11 protein-coding genes are annotated in these 16854 nt (G+C 72.4%); 7 read left to right on the top strand and 4 right to left on the bottom strand.

The window, feature by feature from the left end:
* Window positions 1-72 precede the first annotated feature (72 nt).
* Window positions 73-1593: an Hsp70 family protein gene (locus tag CFRA_RS08955; protein ID WP_075664371.1), complete on the top strand. Its 1521-nt coding sequence runs from the start codon at window positions 73-75 to the stop codon at window positions 1591-1593.
* A gap of 26 nt (window positions 1594-1619) precedes the next feature.
* On the opposite strand, the gene CFRA_RS08950 is transcribed toward CFRA_RS08955, so the two are convergent.
* On the bottom strand, window positions 1620-3215 hold the full coding sequence (locus tag CFRA_RS08950) for an MFS transporter (protein WP_245797545.1): 1596 nt from the start codon (window positions 3213-3215) through the stop codon (window positions 1620-1622).
* A 200-nt stretch (window positions 3216-3415) separates the two neighbouring features.
* Between CFRA_RS08950 and CFRA_RS08945 the strand changes: the two genes are divergently transcribed.
* The 4 genes from CFRA_RS08945 (at window position 3416) to CFRA_RS08930 (ending at window position 8956) form a co-directional block, all read left to right on the top strand.
* Window positions 3416-6130, top strand: a complete 2715-nt coding sequence (locus CFRA_RS08945; RefSeq protein ID WP_211272323.1) for a valine--tRNA ligase — start codon at window positions 3416-3418, stop codon at window positions 6128-6130.
* A 95-nt stretch (window positions 6131-6225) separates the two neighbouring features.
* Window positions 6226-7785: a bifunctional tetrahydrofolate synthase/dihydrofolate synthase gene (folC, locus tag CFRA_RS08940; RefSeq protein ID WP_075664979.1), complete on the top strand. Its 1560-nt coding sequence runs from the start codon at window positions 6226-6228 to the stop codon at window positions 7783-7785.
* Window positions 7782-8219: a DUF4233 domain-containing protein gene (locus CFRA_RS08935; protein ID WP_075664368.1), complete on the top strand. Its 438-nt coding sequence runs from the start codon at window positions 7782-7784 to the stop codon at window positions 8217-8219. Before folC ends, CFRA_RS08935 begins: the two co-directional genes overlap by 4 nt.
* A gap of 134 nt (window positions 8220-8353) precedes the next feature.
* Window positions 8354-8956: a hypothetical protein gene (locus CFRA_RS08930; protein WP_075664367.1), complete on the top strand. Its 603-nt coding sequence runs from the start codon at window positions 8354-8356 to the stop codon at window positions 8954-8956.
* A 37-nt stretch (window positions 8957-8993) separates the two neighbouring features.
* On the opposite strand, the gene CFRA_RS08925 is transcribed toward CFRA_RS08930, so the two are convergent.
* Window positions 8994-10547, bottom strand: coding sequence for a purple acid phosphatase family protein (locus tag CFRA_RS08925; protein WP_075664366.1), 1554 nt, complete (start codon window positions 10545-10547; stop codon window positions 8994-8996).
* Window positions 10548-10702: 155 nt separating this feature from the next.
* Here CFRA_RS08925 and ndk point away from each other — a divergent pair, with 155 nt between their 5' ends.
* Window positions 10703-11113 carry a nucleoside-diphosphate kinase gene (gene ndk, locus CFRA_RS08920; RefSeq protein WP_075664365.1) on the top strand — a complete coding sequence of 137 codons (411 nt, stop codon included), beginning with the start codon at window positions 10703-10705 and terminating at the stop codon, window positions 11111-11113.
* 40 nt (window positions 11114-11153) lie between these two features.
* Here the strand turns inward: ndk and CFRA_RS08915 are convergent, their stop codons facing one another.
* On the bottom strand, window positions 11154-11930 hold the full coding sequence (locus CFRA_RS08915; RefSeq protein WP_075664364.1) for a thioesterase family protein: 777 nt from the start codon (window positions 11928-11930) through the stop codon (window positions 11154-11156).
* A gap of 82 nt (window positions 11931-12012) precedes the next feature.
* Complete coding sequence (locus tag CFRA_RS08910) at window positions 12013-12783, bottom strand: hypothetical protein (RefSeq protein ID WP_156887998.1); 771 nt, start codon at window positions 12781-12783, stop codon at window positions 12013-12015.
* 304 nt (window positions 12784-13087) lie between these two features.
* Between CFRA_RS08910 and CFRA_RS08905 the strand changes: the two genes are divergently transcribed.
* On the top strand, window positions 13088-16690 hold the full coding sequence (locus CFRA_RS08905) for a translation initiation factor IF-2 N-terminal domain-containing protein (protein WP_415684279.1): 3603 nt from the start codon (window positions 13088-13090) through the stop codon (window positions 16688-16690).
* Window positions 16691-16854: the final 164 nt, after the last annotated feature.

Raw genomic sequence — 16854 nt, 5'->3', positions numbered from 1 at the left:
GGCGTATCTGCGCCCCGGCACCCGGGGCGCGTCGACGGGTCCCGGCCGCTGAACCGGGATAGCCTTTGGACCATGAGATTCGGGGTCGATTTCGGAACCACCCGCACCGTCGCCGCCGTCGTGGACCGCGGCAACTATCCCGTCGTCCCCGTCGTGGACCCGGCGGGCGACTCACACGACTACCTGCCCTCCGTGGTCGCCCTCGACGGCGCCGGCGGGCTGCTCACCGGCTGGGAGGCCGTCTTCTCGGAGTCGACGGCCCAGGCGCGCTCCTTCAAGCGGCTGCTCGGCGGGGAGCACGCCACCGGGCAGACCCCGGTGCGCATCGGCTCGACCACCCGCCCGCTCGGCGAGGTGCTCGCCGCCTTCGCCGCGGACGTCATCGCCACGCTGCGCGCCCACCAGCGACTCGCCGGTGAGCCGGAGGACGCCGCGCCCGAGATCATGCTCGGTGTGCCCGCCCACGCCGGCAGCGCGCAGCGCCTGCTGACCATCGACGCCTTCGCGCGCGCGGGCGCCGAGGTCATCGGCCTGGTCAACGAGCCCTCGGCCGCCGCGTTCGAGTACACCCACCGCCACGGCACCACGCTCAACAGCCGGCGCAGCTCCGTGATCGTCTACGACCTCGGCGGCGGCACCTTCGACGCGACGCTGCTGCGTATCGACGGCCGCGTCCACCACGTCGAGCACTCCCTCGGCGTCAACCGCCTCGGCGGCGACGACTTCGACGAGGTGCTGCTCGATCGCGCCCTCGGGATCGCCGGCCGCGACGGCGACGCGCTGGGCCGCCGCGTGCGCACCCGCCTGCTCGAGGAGGCGCGCACCGCCAAGGAGCAGATCAAGCCGCAGACCCGCCGCATCGTGCTCGACCTGGGCGAGGGCGACGACGAGGACGTCGCGGTGGTGCCCGTCAAGGACTTCTACGCCCGGGCCACCCCGCTGGTGGAGCGCACCCTCGAGGTGCTCGCCCCGATCGTCGGCACCGACGAGACGCTCACGGACACCGACATCGCCGGCGTCTACCTCGTCGGCGGCGCCAGCGCGCTGCCCCTGGTGCCGCGCATGCTGCGCGAGCGCTTCGGCCGGCGTGTGCACCGCTCCCCGCTGCCGACGGCCTCGACCGCGGTGGGCCTGGCCATCGCCGCCGACCCGGACTCCGACTACGCCCTGCGCGACCGCATGGCCCGCGGCATCGGCGTCTTCCGCGAGACCGACGCCGGCCGCGCGGTCAGCTTCGACCCGCTGGTCGCCCCGGGCCTGGAGGCCGACGAGGACGGCTTCGTGCGCGTGACCCGCCGCTACCGCGCCGCGCACAACGTCGGCGTCTTCCGCTACGTGGAGTACTCCGCCCTCGACGCCGAAAACGGCACCCCCGGGGACCTGAGCCTCCTGGCCGAGGTCACCGTCCCCTTCGACCCGGCGCTCGCGGGTGCCGACGCCGCGCAGCTCGCCCGGGTGCGCGTCGAACGGCGCGCGGACGGACCCGGCCCCCTGGTCGAGGAGACCGTGACCGTCGACCCCGACGGCATCGCCACGGTGCGCATCGCCGTCGAGGGCGTCGACGGCGTGGTCGAGGCGACCGTCGGGCGCTGACCCCGGGCCCCGGACCCCGGTGCGGCCTACTCCGCCCGGACGGTGACGGCCTGGTGGCTGCCGCCGCGGCGGCCGGTGCGCCAGTAGGCCACGGCCACGCCCAGGCAGACCACCATGATCGCGCCGATGGTCAGGTAGGCCACCGCGATCGCGTCGGACCAGGCGCGCACGGACTCGGCCGCGCCCACCGCGGCGCCGCCCGCGCCGGCGGCCAGCGCGAAGAAGATGCCCGTCATCATCGCGTTGCCGATGGCGGTGGTGATGCGCTGCACCGTCTGGGTCACACCGCCGGCCACGCCGCCCTGGGCCGGCGGGACGTCGAGCATCGCCTGGGTCTGGTTGACCGAGGCCATCATGCCCTGGCCGACGCCCTGCACGCCGAAACCGACGGCCAGCCACCACACCGACCAGCCCTGCGGGACCATGAAGGCCGCACCCGCGGCCAGCGTCACGCCGAGGGCCATCATGCCCACGGCGAAGACCTGCAGGCCGCGGCCGTAGTTGATGGCGTACCTGCCGGACCACAGCGAGGAGACCGCGGAGAACGCCGCGTTGGGCAGGCCGATGACACCGGCCAGCAGCGCCGAGCGGCCCAGGCCCTGCTGCAGGTAGATGGCCACCAGGGCGAAGACCGAGGTGATGCCCAGAAACTGCAGGGCGGCCACCGCGTTGCAGTAGCTGAAGGAGCTCAGCGTGAACAGCCGCAGGTCCACCATCGGGTCCTTGCCGCGCGCGGCGTAGCGGCGCTCCCAGAGGATCCAGCAGGCGCCGGTGAACAGGGCCGCCGGCAGCAGCAGCCAGACCATCGGGTGGTTGCGGGTGACGAAGGGCAGCATGATCATCACGACCGTGAGCACCAGCAGCACGGTGCCCACCGGGTCCAGGTCGATGCGCCGGGCCACCAGGTGCGAGCCCTTGCCCGCGTCGCGGCGGCGCCGCTCCGCGCCGAAGGGCAGCCACATCAGGGCCGCGACCACGCCGGCGACACCCAGCGGCAGGTTGATCAGGAACGTCGAGCGCCAGCCGGTCTGCCCGCCGAGCAGCTGGATGAGCACGCCGGCCATCACCGGGCCGAGCGCCACGGAGACCGAGATGACGAAGCCGAAGAGCGCGAAGGCCTTCGCGCGCGCCTGGCCGCGGAAGTACTGCTGGATGATGCCGGTGATCTGCGGGGAGAACACGCCCGCGGCCAGCCCCTGCAGCACGCGCAGCACGTTGAGGACGCCCGCGTGGCTGACCAGGCCGCAGGCCGTGGAGGCCAGCGTGAACAACACCATGCCCGCCGTGAACAGCTCCGCACGCCCGATCAGGTCACCCAGACGCCCCGACGGCACCAGCGCGACACCGATGGCCAGCGCGTAGCCGGACAGGATCCACTGCAGCTCCGTGGAGGACGCCCCCGTGGCCGTGGCGATCGAGCTGAGCGCCACGTTGACGGAGCTTACCTGGATCAGCGACATCGCCAGCGCGATCAGCAGCACCACGAGCATGAGATTGCGGTTGTACCGCCGCGAGGTGCCCACCACGCTGACCCACTTCGGGTCGTGCTTGGCCACCGCCGGCAGATGCGCACCCGGGTTCTGTGCCTTGTTTTCTTCCCTCTTCATCGACGAATCAGTCACGAGGAGCCACCTTACCCCCGTTCCGGGTGGGCGCCGAGCGCGGGAAAGTCACCTGTGGTATTTACGTGACCCCGAACGTGCCGCACGTGCGCAGTGGCCGGGGTCATACGCGGGCGTCGTCAAGCACGGGCCACACGCGCACGCCGGACGGCGCCGACCGGCGCGTTAACGCGCACACCCGGCCGCTATGATTGGTCGCTGTGACTGACCAGAACGCCGCACACACCGACAACCGCGCCGACCTGCTGCCCAAGAGCTGGGACCCCAAGGAGCACGAGGCCGAGCTCTACCAGCGCTGGCAGGACCGCGGTTACTTCCACGCCGACCCCGCCAGCGACAAGCCGGCGTTCTCCATCGTGCTGCCGCCGCCGAACGTCACCGGCCAGCTGCACATGGGCCACGCGCTGGACCACACCCTCATGGACGGCCTGGCCCGCCGCAAGCGCATGCAGGGCTTCGAGGTGCTCTGGCTGCCCGGCATGGACCACGCCGGCATCGCCACCCAGTCCAAGGTCGAGGGCATGCTCGCCGAGACCGAGGGCAAGACCCGCCACGACTACACCCGTGAGGAGTTCGTGGAGAAGGTCTGGGAGTGGAAGGAGCAGTACGGCGGGCGCATCCTCGAGCAGATGCGCGCCATCGGCGACTCCGTCGACTGGGAGCGCGAGCGCTTCACCCTCGACGACGGCCTGTCGCGCGCCGTGCAGACCATCTTCAAGGAGCTCTACGACCGCGGCATGATCTACCGGGCCAACCGCCTGGTCAACTGGTCGCCCGAGCTGCGCACCGCCGTCAGCGACATCGAGGTCACCTACAAGGACGTCGAGGGCGAGCTGGTCAGCTTCCGCTACGGCTCGCTCAACGACGACGAGCCGCACATCATCGTCGCCACCACGCGTATCGAGACGATGCTCGGCGACGTCGCCGTCGCCGTCCACCCGGACGACGAGCGCTACACCGACATGGTCGGCCAGACCTTCCCGCACCCCTTCCGCGACGACCTGACGCTGACCGTCATCGCCGACGACTACGTCGACCCCGAGTTCGGCACCGGCGCCGTCAAGATCACCCCGGCCCACGACCCGAACGACTACGCGATGGGCCTGCGCCACGACCTGCCCATGCCGCAGGTCATCGACGAGGACGGCAAGATCAACGGCACCGGCACCCGCTTCGACGGGCTGACCCGCGAGGAGGCCCGCGAGGCGATCCGCGAGGCGCTGCGCGAGCAGGGGCGCATCGTCAAGGAGGTCCGCCCCTACGTCCACTCCGTCGGCCACTCCGAGCGCTCCGGCGAGCCGATCGAGCCGCGCCTGTCGCTGCAGTGGTTCGTCAAGGTCGACGAGCTGGCCAAGATGGCCGGCGACGCGGTGCGCTCCGGCGACACCACCATCCACCCGAAGAACCTCGAGCCGCGCTACTTCGACTGGGTCGACGACATGCACGACTGGACGATCTCGCGCCAGCTGTGGTGGGGCCACCGCATCCCGATCTGGTACGGCCCGGCCGACGCCGAGGGCAACCGCGAGATGGTCTGCTGCGGACCCGACGACACCCCGCCGGAGGGCTGGGAGCAGGACCCGGACGTCCTGGACACCTGGTTCTCCTCGGCCCTGTGGCCCTTCTCCACGATGGGCTGGCCGGACTCCACCCCGGAGCTGGCGAAGTTCTACCCGACCTCCGTGCTGGTCACCGCCTACGACATCCTGTTCTTCTGGGTGGCCCGCATGATGATGTTCGGCACCTTCGCCGCCAAGATCACCCCGGAGATCCTCGGCGAGGGCGCGGAGTCCCGCCCGCAGATCCCGTTCACCGACCTCTTCCTGCACGGCCTGGTCCGCGACGAGAAGGGCCGCAAGATGTCGAAGTCGCTGGGCAACGGCATCGACCCGATGGACTGGGTCGAGCGCTACGGCGCCGACGCCCTGCGCTTCACCCTGGCCCGCGGCGCCAACCCCGGCGTCGACCTGCCGGTGGGCGAGGACCACGCGCAGAGCTCCCGCAACTTCGCCACCAAGCTCTTCAACGCCGCGCGCTTCGCCCTGATGAACGGCGCGCACGTCGACCTGCTGCCGGACCGCGACGTGCTCACCGACGCCGACCGCTGGATCCTCGACCGCCTCGAGGAGGTCCGCGGCCGCGTCGACGCCTACTTCGACGACTACCAGTTCGCCAAGGCCAACGAGGAGCTCTACCACTTCGCCTGGGACGAGTTCTGCGACTGGTACCTCGAGATCGCCAAGACCCAGATCCCGCGCGACGGCGCCAACGTCGTCGGCGAGAACACCAAGATCGTCCTGGGCCGCGTCCTCGACGTGCTGCTCCGCCTGCTGCACCCGGCCATGCCGTTCGTCACCGAGGTGCTCTGGACCGCGCTGACCGGCGAGGAGTCGCTGATGACTGCCTCCTGGCCGGGCGTGGCCGACACCAACGGCGGTGCGACCACCGACGAGGTCGCCGCCCGCCGCATCGCCGACGCGCAGACCCTGATCACCGAGATCCGGCGCTTCCGCTCCGACCAGGGCGTCAAGCCCTCCCAGAAGGTGCCCGCCCGCCTCGACTTCGCGGCGGCCGACCTGGCCGACCAGGAGGACCTGATCCGCTCCCTGGCCCGCGTCGAGGCCCCGGGCGAGGACTTCGACGCCTCCGCCTCGGTCGAGGTGCGCCTCAACCAGGCCACCGTCGAGGTCGCGCTGGACACCTCCGGCACCGTCGACAAGGCCGCCGAGCGCAAGCGCCTGGAGAAGGAGCTGGCCAAGGCCGAGAAGGAGCTCGAGACCACGGGCAAGAAACTCGACAACCCCAACTTCGTGGACAAGGCCCCCGAGAAGGTGGTCAACGGCATCCGTGAGCGCCGCGTGATCGCCGAGGAGGAGGTCGCCCGCATCCGTCAGCGTCTGGAGGCGATGAACTGATGGCAGACGACGGTTCGATTGACGACGCCGCGTCGGGCTCGACGCCCGGCGCCGACGGCGCCCGTCAGCGCAGCGACGCCGAGCTCGCCGAGGCGATGCTCGCCGGAGAGGCGCTGACCGCCGAGGAGCTGCACCGCCTGGAGGAGGCCGAGGAGAACCTCGGCGCCGGGGCCGACGCCTCGGCCGGTGTGCACCTCGACGAGACGGGCCTGAGCCTGCCGATCGACATGGCCGAGGAGGCCGGTCCCGCCGAGGACGTCGCCATCGAGGAACCCGTCACCGAGGAGGACCTCGCCGCCCTGGCCGAGGTCGAGGCCGAGCTCAACCGGCGCTGGCCGGAGACGAAGATCGACCCGACCCTCGAGCGCGTCGAGGCCCTGATGGACCTGCTGGGCTCGCCCCAGAACGCCTACCCGGTCATCCTCGTCGCCGGCACCAACGGCAAGACCTCCGTGGTGCGCATGGTCGAGTCGCTGCTGCGCGCCTTCCACCGCCGCACCGGGCGCACCACCAGCCCGCACCTGCAGCAGGTCACCGAGCGCATCGCCATCGACGGCGTGCCCGTGCACCCGCGCCGCTACGTGGAGACGTGGCGGGAGATCGAACCCTACGTCGAGATGGTCGACGAGCGCTTCGGGGTGCCGATGAGCAAGTTCGAGGTGCTCACCGCCATGGCCTACGCGGCCTTCGCGGACGCGCCGGTGGACGTCGGCGTCGTCGAGGTCGGCATGGGCGGGCGCTGGGACGCCACCAACGTCGTCTCCGCCCAGGTCGCCGTCGTCATGCCCGTCGGCCTGGACCACACCCAGTACCTCGGCGACACCGTCGCCGAGATCGCCGGGGAGAAGGCCGGGATCATCAAGTCCCGCTGGGACGCCGACGACCTGCTGACCCCGCCGGACAACATCGCGGTCCTCGCCGAGCAGGAGCCCGAGGCGATGGAGGTGCTGCTGCGCCGCACCGTCGAGGTCGACGCCGCCGTCGCCCGCGCGGGCGTCGAGTTCGGCGTGGAGTCCGCCGGCGTGGCCGTCGGCGGGCAGACCCTGACCATCCGGGGCCTGGCCGGCGAGTACACCGACATCTTCCTGCCCCTGTCCGGCGAGCACCAGGCGCGCAACGCCGCGGTCGCCCTGGCCGCCGTCGAGGCGTTCTTCGGCGCCGGCGCCGGCCGCCAGCTCGACCAGGACACGGTGCGCCGCGGCTTCGCCCAGGTCACCTCGCCGGGTCGCCTCGAGCGGGTGCGCTCGACGCCGACGACCTTCATCGACGCCGCGCACAACCCGCACGGCGCGCGTGCCCTGGGCGCGGCCCTCGAGCGCGACTTCGACTTCCGCCGCCTCATCGGTGTCGTCGGCATCCTGGCGGACAAGGACGTCCGCGGGATCCTCACCGAGCTCGAGCCGCACCTCAGCGAGATCGTGTGCACGGCCAACACCTCGCCGCGCGCGCTGGACGCCGAGTCGCTGGCGGAGATCGCCCGCGAGATCTTCGGCGAGGAGCGCGTGCACGTCGCCGCGGCCCTGCCCGGGGCGGTAGAGTTGGCCTTCGAACTGGCCGAGGACGCCGACATCCAGTCCGGCTCCGGCGTCATCGTCACCGGCTCGGTGGTCACCGCCGGTGAGGCCCGCACCCTCTTCGGAAAGGAGCCCGCGTGAGCGACAGGCCCGCGAACGAGACCGCCGGGGTCGAGTACGGCCCGCTGGGCCCGGGGCACGCCCCGGAGAAGGACCCGCTCAAGGGCCTGCGCGGCGTGATGGCCGGCACCCTGGTCATGGAGGCGATCAGCTTCGCGCTGGTGCTCACCGTCATCCTGCGCGTCGACGGGGGCGCCTACTGGACCACCGTCAACTGGGTATCGGTGACGGTGCTCTCGCTGGCCTTCCTGGTGCTGGCCTTTCTGCAGCGGTACAGCTGGGCGATCACTGCCACTGTGGTGCTGCAGGTCGTAGCCCTGGCGGGCTTCCTCATCCACCCGTCGATGGGCATCGTCGCCCTGCTGTTCATCGCCGTGTGGGCCTACATCCTCTACCTGCGCTCCAACCTCATCGAGCGTATGCGCCGTGGGCTGTTGACCACCCAGCACATGTAGGCGGTCCCCGCGCCGCGCCTCCGCGCGCGGAACCTGCACCCCCGGTCCTCCCCGGGGGTTATTCTTTTGTCGGGCGACAGTGTTTTTCCGTCAGGCCGCCCGCACCAGCGACCACGGCGAGAGGACGGCAGGCCATGTCCGCCGACGAAGAACTCCAGGAACTCCCCGACGGGGGACCCGGCGGCGACGGGGCCACGGGGCCCGAGGGGGAGCAGGGCGGCACCCGCCGCGGTGCGCTCGCCGTGCTCGCCGTGGGCGTCGTCGCGGTGCTCGCGATCGTCGGGGTCCTCGGCACGATCGCCTGGCGCCTGCTCAGCGGGCCCGACCCGGTGCCGACGGACACGGGCGCCGGCTCCGGCTCCACCTCGATGGCGGGGTGGCTCTCCGGCTACGAGTTCAACCGCAGGCACATCGACGAGGTCCACGAGCGCTACTCGCACATGGCGGACACCGGGGAGCTGTGGACCTTCGCCCCGGACGGGCACACGGTGGACGTGGACTACAACCGGGCGTTCCTCTACCTGCTGACCGACTACCACGTCGCGCTGCTCTTCACCGACCCGGGGGACGCCGGGTTCAAGGACGGGTGGAAGACCTTCCGCTGGCGCCGGGAGGTCGACGACCTCGAGGACAAGTTCCTGGCCGGCGAGCCGCTGGGCACGACGGTGCGCATCAAGACCGGGGACGGCGAGTTCTACTCCGACGGCACCTACTCCGGCGAGCGGGGCGGGCGCTGACCGGCCGGCCCGCGCGCCCGACCGGTCCCGCGGCGCGCTAGATCACGCCCAGGCGGGTGAGGAAGTCGCGGGTGCGGGCGTCGACGTCGGCCAGTGTGCCGGGCTGGCCGAGGACCGCGATGAGCGCGCCCAGCAGCCCGAACAGGGTGAGCCCGCCGAGCACGCCGGCCGCGATGGCCCCGCCCTCGGAGGAACCGGAGGAACCGTCGTGGCCCGGCTGGTCCCCGTCGTCCCCGTCGCCCGGCTCGTCCGGCGCACCGGAGCGGTCGAGGGTGAACTCGTCGACGAGCGAGCCGTCGGCGACGTTGCGGGTGGTCACCTTCAGCGTCTCGCCGTCGACCTCGACGCTGCTGTAGTCGGGGGTGTAGTCCTGGTCCCACCAGGCGGTCGACTCGTGCGGCAGTCCCTGCTCGGCGGCCTCCTCGCGGGTGATCCCCTCGTGGCGGTCGGCGCGGGTCGGCCCGGCCAGGTCGTAGAACTTCGAGCCGGTCGAGGAGCTGCCGGTCAGGTAGACCGTCTGGCCCTCCTCGGGGTGCAGCACGTCGCCGGGGCCGGCGGCCTCCTCCGGGACCACCGGCTCCAGGCCCTCCATCAGGTGGGTGCGGGTGTGGATGTGGTCGTGGCCGCTGAGCACCAGGTCCACGCCGAGCTCGGAGAGCACCGGCGCGTAGGCCTCGCGCTGGGCGGTGACGTCCGGGTCGAAGTAGTGGTAGCCCTGGCTGAACGGCGCGTGGTGGTAGGTCACGATGACCCAGTCCTTGTCCGCGCCGTGCTCGGTGACGGTCTGGCGCAGGTAGTCGACGTTGCGCTGGATCTGGGGGCCAATGGCGTTGGAGTCGAGCGCGACGACGAGCGCGTTGTTGTGCTCGAAGTAGTAGTTGCGCGCGTCGGCGGCCCGGTTGGGCACGTTGAACTGCTCGTCGAAGAGCTGCGGGGCGAAGACCTCGTGGTTGCCCATGATCGTCGTCGTCGGCAGGCTGCGCAGCTGCCCCGGGCTGTGGAACTCGTCGTACTCGTCGAAGCTGAACTGGTTGACCTGGTCGCCGCCGGAGAGCAGCCAGGAGGCGTCCGGGTGCGCGGCGGTCATCGTGTCCATGGTGCGGCGCCACTGCTCGCCGTCGGCGGCGGCGTCGCCGCTCGCGCCGATCTGCGGGTCGCCCACGTAGAGGAAGTTCCAGGCGCCGTCGAAGGCCTCGGTGGTGTACTCGGCCGGCTCGCTCCAGCCGGCGTCGTCGCTGCCCACGCGGTAGGTGTAGGCGGTCTCGGGCTCGAGCCCGGTGACGGTGGCCTTGCGCGACTGGCCGACCCGCGAGTTCAGCTTCTGCTCGGCGGGGACCTGCTCGGCCGCCTCGAGGTCCTCGCCGGCCGGGGCGATCTGCACGTACTCGGTGCCGGTGCCGGAGCTGCGCCAGGACAGGTTCAGGCTGGTCTCGTCGGGACCGGGGGTGATCATCAGGTCCTCGGCGCGGTGCGGCAGCCCGCTGGAGCCCTCCTGCGCTTCGGCGGGGACGACGGCGAGGCCGAGGGCGAGGGTGACCGCGGTGACGCCGGCGGTCACGCGGCGCCCGGAGATGGGGGAAATCAGAGTCATGCCCGTCAGCCGACCACCCCGGGGTTACGTCCGGGTTAAACCGCGGCGAATTCTTTTGCGGCGCCTGTGCGGCCCCACCAATCCGGGGGACCGCGCGGGTCCGGGCGGGCCTCCGGGTGCGGCGGGTCAGGGGGTGCTCCGGTAGGGTGACGGCCATGACTGAACGCACCCTCATCCTCATCAAGCCCGACGGCGTCCGGCGCGGCCTCGTCGGTGAGATCATCTCCCGTATCGAGGCCAAGGGCCTCAAGCTTGCCGCCCTCGACCTGCGCGTGACCGACCGCGAGACGGCCGAGAAGCACTACGAGGAGCACAAGGACAAGCCGTTCTTCGGCGAGCTGGTCGACTTCATCACCTCCGCGCCGCTGATCGCCGGCGTGGTCGAGGGCGAGCGCGCCATCGAGGCGTGGCGTCAGCTGGCCGGCGGCACCGACCCGGTATCCAAGGCCACCCCGGGCACCATCCGCGGCGACTTCGGCCTGTCCGTGGCCGAGAACGTCGTCCACGGCTCGGACTCCCCGGAGTCCGCCGAGCGCGAGATCGGCATCTGGTTCCCGAACCTCTGATCCGCACCTCCCACGCCCCCGCCTGACGCGGGGGCGTTTTTCACGCCCTGCGCACCGTCAGGCACTGGTTGGCCCGGCCGACCGGCCCGTGGACGTCGTGCAGCACCGAGCTGGTCAGCCCCACCCCGTCCGGGCCCCAGGAGACCGTGGTGTCCAGCCCCGTCCACTGCGGGTCCGGGCGCCGGAAGAGGTGCACGGTCAGGTCCACGTTCGGGAACGCCCACTCGCCGGGCTCACCGCGCGGGGCCACACCGTTGGCCGCGTCGACGCGGGCGATGAACTCGGCGACGTCGTGGCTGTCCTCCCCGGCCACCAGCGTGTTCGGCGAGGTGATCCACGTCGTCGACGCACCCGGCCGCGGCGTGGAGACCTGCCGGGAGACGATCTGGGCGATGAACCCGCCCGGCCAGGTGGCCGTCATGTCGCGTTCCTCTCCGGCGTGCGGCGGCTCGATCGGCGCCTCCTCGACCCCGGCGCCCGCGCTCGAGTCGAAGGCCGCCAGGTACCAGGCCCGCGCGGTGAGCACCGGGCGGTCCCCGCTTGTCATGGTCGCCTGCACCAGCTCGATGGTGCGCCCGGGTCGGACCACCTCGACGGCGACCTCGAAGCCGGTGAACGGCAGGCGCCCGAGGATGTCGAAGCTCACGCGCGCGAGCTGGCCCGGCGCGCCCGCACGCTGCGCGTTCTCCATCTCGTGGACGAGCAGCCCGGCCAGCGGGGCGAAGTGGTGGTCCTCGTCGGACCAGGCGCCGCCGGCGTGCGCGGTCGGCTCGAAGGTGTGCGCGCCGGTGCGCACGAAGAACGATTCGTCTGCCATGCCCCGAGCCTATGGGGCGGGGCGGCCTCCATGTGCGCTTTCGCCCACAATTTCCGACGCCCCGGTGGTCGCCGTCGGCGCGTCAGCGCCCCTCGTGCAGCGCGTGCAGCGTGCGCGCGCCGGTGCGCGTCAGCTCGACGAAGACCTCGGCGCGGCGGTCGCCGGCGTCGATGTCCGAGGTCGCGACGAGCCCCTCGGCGCGCAGTTCCCGCAGGGCGGGGGCCAGCGCCTCGGCGGAGTCCTCCTCGGCAACCCCGAGGGCCCGGCCGAGCAGCCAGGTGCGCACGCGGATGCCGTCGACCGCACCGAGGCGCACCAGCGCGCCGAGCACGTCGAGGTGCGCCTCGGCCGCGCCCAGGCGGGCGTCGGTGACGTCGGCGATGTCGCCGGCGGCGACGATGGCCTGGAGCCGGCGCTTTCCCGCCCGGCTCTTGCGGCGGTAGCCGGCGCGCAGCGCGAGGGCGGCGGCCGCCCCGGAGGCCACGCCCAGGCCCGCGGCGGGCACCCACAGCGGCAGGTCGAGCGCGCCGGCGGGCACCAGGTGGCCGACCGCGGGGCCCAGCAGGGTGACTGCGGCGGGCAGCAGGAACGCCTTGCCGTTGAAGTCGGTGGGCGCCAGCGTCTTGATGTCGTAGCCCTCGCCCTCGGCGAGGGCCCGCGGCTCGGCGAGGTAGATGGCGATGTACATCACGGCGAGCACGCCGAAGCCCACCACCGAGGCCCCGAGGTGCATCGCGGCCGTGGACACCCCGGCGCCGACGGCGAAGATCGAGGTCACCGTCGCCGAGGGGGCCAGCGCCTGTGGGAGGGCCGGGGGAGTGGCGGGGCTGCGGCGGGCGGGCTCGGTGTTCATCGGGGCCAGGGTAGCGCGGGGAGATCAGGGCGCGCGCCGGGCCGCGCCCCGCGGCCAAATGCCGGGGCGTGTGTCAGAATGGTGGACGAGGCGGGTGCGCCCCGCCGCACGCGGGGCACGGCCCCGCCACACAGACTCATAATCAACCCGCCCACGGTCGGCCCTCCCTCGAAGAGGAGACGCCCGGGCCGGGGTCCCGCGTCCCGAGCGGCGGCGGCGGTCCAGGTGGACCGTCTGCGCCCGGGGCGGGTCCCCGCGGGCCCGCGCGCGCCGGGCGACCGTCAGAGCACAAGGAGACATTCCCGTGGCGAAGAGCCCGAAGAAGAAAACTGAAGAAGCCCCGGACACCGCGGAAAACCAGGCCCCGGACAAGACCGGGGAGAAGAAGTCGGCCGGCACCCGTCGCCGCGCCACCAAGCGCACCCGCAAGCGCTCCGTGAAGCGTCCCGCCGGCGAGGCCGCCGAGACCACCGCCGCCGAGTCCGCGCCCGTCGCCGAGGAGGCCGCGGAGCCCGGGAAGCCGGCGAAGAAGACCCGCCGCAAGTCCACCCGCAAGGCCACGAAGAAGGCCACGAAGGCGACGGCGAAGAAGGACGCCTCGAAGAAGGGCGCCAAGAAGTCGTCGAAGAAGACCGCCGCCAAAACCACGGAGAAGACCCCGGAGAAGGCCGCCGAGACCGTGTCGGTCCCGGAGGCCAACGCGACGCTCGCCGCTCGCCTGGACCGCGCGCAGCTGGGGGAGAAGACCCGCGTCCACGCCCTGGCCAAGATGATCGGGCTCTCCTCGCGTGAGCTCGTCGACGCCCTGGCCGAGCTGGGCCTGAAGAAGGTCGCCCAGTCCTCCCTTTCCCGCGAGGAGGCGAACCGTGTCCTCGACGCGGCCGCCGCCGCACCTGCCGCCGATAAGGACGAAAAGACCGAGGAGCCCAAGAAGGCGAAGCGGGCCCGGAGGGCCAAGAAGACCACGAAGCCGGAGAAGTCCGAGAAGGCCGAGAAGACCGAGAAGGCCGAGGCCGCCGAGGAGCGGACCGAGGGCCAGGTCGCCGACTCCGGGAAGACCGGGGACACCGCCGACGAGGCCACCGAGACCACCGACGACCGGGACGACGCCGAGCTGGCGAACATCCGCGTCCAGGTGGAGAACAACGTCGCCAACGAGATCAACCAGATCGAGCGCAAGGTCGACGACGAGCTCAAGGACAAGGCCGCCGGCCGCGACGCGGACTCTCCGGTCTTCCTCTCCCCGGGCGAGGAGGCGGACAGCAACTCCGCCGACAAAAACTCCGCCGACTCCGAAAACGACAGCTCGGACGACAACTCCGACAACTCCGCCGACAACGACTCGGACTCGGACGCCGAGGACAACCCCGACGCAGAGGACGACGCCGGGCAGAACGACGACGCGCCGCGTTCCCGCCGCTCCTCGCGCCGTCGCCGCGGCCGCCGCGGCACGGGCCGCGGTCGCGGACGCCGCGCGACGTCGGCAAGCGACAACGACGACCACGACGACGCCGACACGGACGCGGACGCCCACGCCCACCACGCGGAGAGCGCCGTCGAGCACGCGCTCGACGGCTCCGAGGGCGAGCTGCCCGACGAGCCGGTGGCCCTGAAGGGCTCCACGCGCCTCGAGGCGAAGCGCCGCCGCCGCAGCGAGCGTCGCGAGGAGGCCCGCCAGCGCCGCCACGTGCTCACCGAGGAGGAATTCCTGGCGCGCCGCGAGTCCGTCAAGCGCGAGATGGTCGTGCGCGAGCGCACCCGCAGCGACCACCCGGGCACCGTCGTGCAGGTCGGCGTGCTCGAGGACGAGATGCTCGTCGAGCACTTCGTGACCTCGGAGACGCAGTCGACGATCATCGGCAACCTCTACCTGGGCCGCGTGCAGAACGTGCTGCCGAGCATGGAGGCCGCCTTCATCGACATCGGCCAGGGCCGCAACGGCGTGCTCTACGCCAGCGAGGTCGACTGGCGCTCGGCGGGGCTCGGCGGGCGTTCGCGCCGCATCGAGCAGGCGCTGAAGTCCGGCGACCAGATCGTCGTCCAGGTCACCAAGGACCCGGTCGGTCACAAGGGCGCGCGCCTGACCACCCAGATCTCGCTGGCCGGCCGCTTCCTCGTCTACGTGCCGGGCGGGCGCAGCGCGGGCATCTCCCGCAAGCTGCCCGTGCCCGAGCGCAAGCGCCTCAAGCAGATCCTGCGCCACGTCATGCCCGAGCACGGCGGCGCCATCATCCGCACCGCCGCGGAGAACGTGCCCGAGGAGGCCATCGCCGCCGACGTGCGCCGCCTGCACCGCCAGTGGGAGGACATCCAGGAGGCCGCCAAGCGGGAGAAGAAGTCGAGGGGCTCGCGCCCGGTGACCCTCTACGAGGAGCCGGACATGCTGGTCAAGGTGGTCCGCGACCTCTTCAACGAGGACTTCACCCGCCTGATCGTCGACGGCGAGCGCTCCTGGAACACCGTGCAGAACTACGTGCACTCGGTGGCCCCGGACCTCGAGGACCGCCTCGAGCGCTTCGACCGCCGCGAGCACGGCAACCGCGACGCCTTCGAGGTGCACCGCATCGACGAGCAGCTGCAGAAGGCGCTCGGCCGCGTGGTCTTCCTGCCCTCCGGCGGCTCGCTGGTCATCGACCGCACCGAGGCGATGACCGTCATCGACGTCAACACCGGCCGCTTCACCGGCTCCGGCGGCAACCTCGAGGAGACGGTCACCCGCAACAACCTCGAGGCCGCCGAGGAGATCGTCCGCCAGCTGCGGCTGCGCGACATCGGCGGCATGATCGTCGTCGACTTCATCGACATGGTGCTGCCGGAGAACCGCGACCTGGTGCTGCGCCGCCTGACCGAGGCGCTCGGCCGCGACCGCACCCGCCACCAGGTCTCCGAGGTCACCTCGCTGGGCCTGGTCCAGCTGACCCGCAAGCGCCTGGGCACCGGCCTGCTGGAGACCTTCTCCACGCGCTGCGAGTGCTGTGACGGCCGCGGCATCATCCTGCACGAGGACCCGGTCGAGGAGGACGACAAGGCGCGCCGCCACGAGGAGCGCGACCGTCGCCGCCACGACCGCGACAAGGGCCACGGCTCCGGCGACCCGCGCCGCAAGGAGACCAAGGAGATTGACGACGCCGCGCACGACGGGCGTCCGTCGCGCCGGCGCCGTGGGCGCGGCGCGGGGCGTGCCTCCGACGAGGAGCTCGAGAAGCTGGCCGCCAGCGTCGTGGCCGGCGGCGACGAGGCCGCCGGGGACGAGGCGCCGGAGCGGGACTCGCGCGGCTCGGACGACTCGCACGAGGAGCGCGAGGGCCGCGGTTCGCGGGCCCGCCGCGGCCGGCGCGGCCGCCGTGGGCGCGGTCGGGGCCGGGGTCGCGAGCGTTCCGCGGACCGGACCGAGGAGCGCGGCGACGCGGGCGTAGAGGAGATCACCCGCATCGTCGACCACGCCCTGAGCCAGGCCGACGCCGAGGACCCGGACGAGCCCTCGGGCGCGGACTACGAGACCGCCCTCGAGGAGTTCGAGAAGTCCCCGCGCCGCAGGCGCCGCACCCGCGGCAACTCGCGCTCGGACCACCGGCCGCGCCGGGAGGACTTCACCGAGGAGCCCGAGCCGGAGCACCGCGAGCCCGGGCACGGCGCCGGGCGCGGCTCGGACTCCGACGCCGACTCCGACGCCGGGGACTCCGCCGAGGACGCCTCGTCCACGGAGACGAAGGTCGTCCGCGGGCGTCGCGGTCGCCGTGGCCGCCGGGCCGTGCGCCGCACCACGCGTCGTACGGAGCGCGAGCCGGACCACAGGGCTGAGCCGAAGCGCAAGGCCGAGCCGGCCCGCGAGGAGCCCCGCCGGGAGTCCGGCGCGCAGCACGGGCGGCGCCGCGGACGCCGTCGCGCGACGCGTCGGCGCGGCTAGTCGGGGCGCACCCCGGGCGGAACGTGGTTTGTCTTTTCGCGTGTGCCCGGGGTAGTCTTTGACAGTCGCTGCTCCGGACGGGCCTTTCGGCCCCGCGTGGATTTTCCGCGCCCTCCGCACGGGAGGGTCCGGCGCACCAGAACACATCATGTACCAGTCAGGCC

The organism is Corynebacterium frankenforstense DSM 45800, assembly GCF_001941485.1.
Lineage (GTDB): Bacteria > Actinomycetota > Actinomycetes > Mycobacteriales > Mycobacteriaceae > Corynebacterium > Corynebacterium frankenforstense.
This window is presented reverse-complemented; position numbering and strand designations above follow the sequence as displayed.

What these genes read in the sequence shown, in the direction of transcription:
- CFRA_RS08955 (WP_075664371.1), top strand. Translation starts at nt 73, where the DNA reads ATGAGATTCGGGGTCGATTTCGGAACCACCCGCACCGTCGCCGCCGTC.
- CFRA_RS08930 (WP_075664367.1), top strand. Translation starts at nt 8,354, where the DNA reads ATGTCCGCCGACGAAGAACTCCAGGAACTCCCCGACGGGGGACCCGGC.
- folC (WP_075664979.1), top strand. Translation starts at nt 6,226, where the DNA reads ATGCTCGCCGGAGAGGCGCTGACCGCCGAGGAGCTGCACCGCCTGGAG.
- CFRA_RS08925 (WP_075664366.1), bottom strand. Translation starts at nt 10,547, where the DNA reads ATGACTCTGATTTCCCCCATCTCCGGGCGCCGCGTGACCGCCGGCGTC.
- CFRA_RS08910 (WP_156887998.1), bottom strand. Translation starts at nt 12,783, where the DNA reads ATGAACACCGAGCCCGCCCGCCGCAGCCCCGCCACTCCCCCGGCCCTC.
- ndk (WP_075664365.1), top strand. Translation starts at nt 10,703, where the DNA reads ATGACTGAACGCACCCTCATCCTCATCAAGCCCGACGGCGTCCGGCGC.
- CFRA_RS08915 (WP_075664364.1), bottom strand. Translation starts at nt 11,930, where the DNA reads ATGGCAGACGAATCGTTCTTCGTGCGCACCGGCGCGCACACCTTCGAG.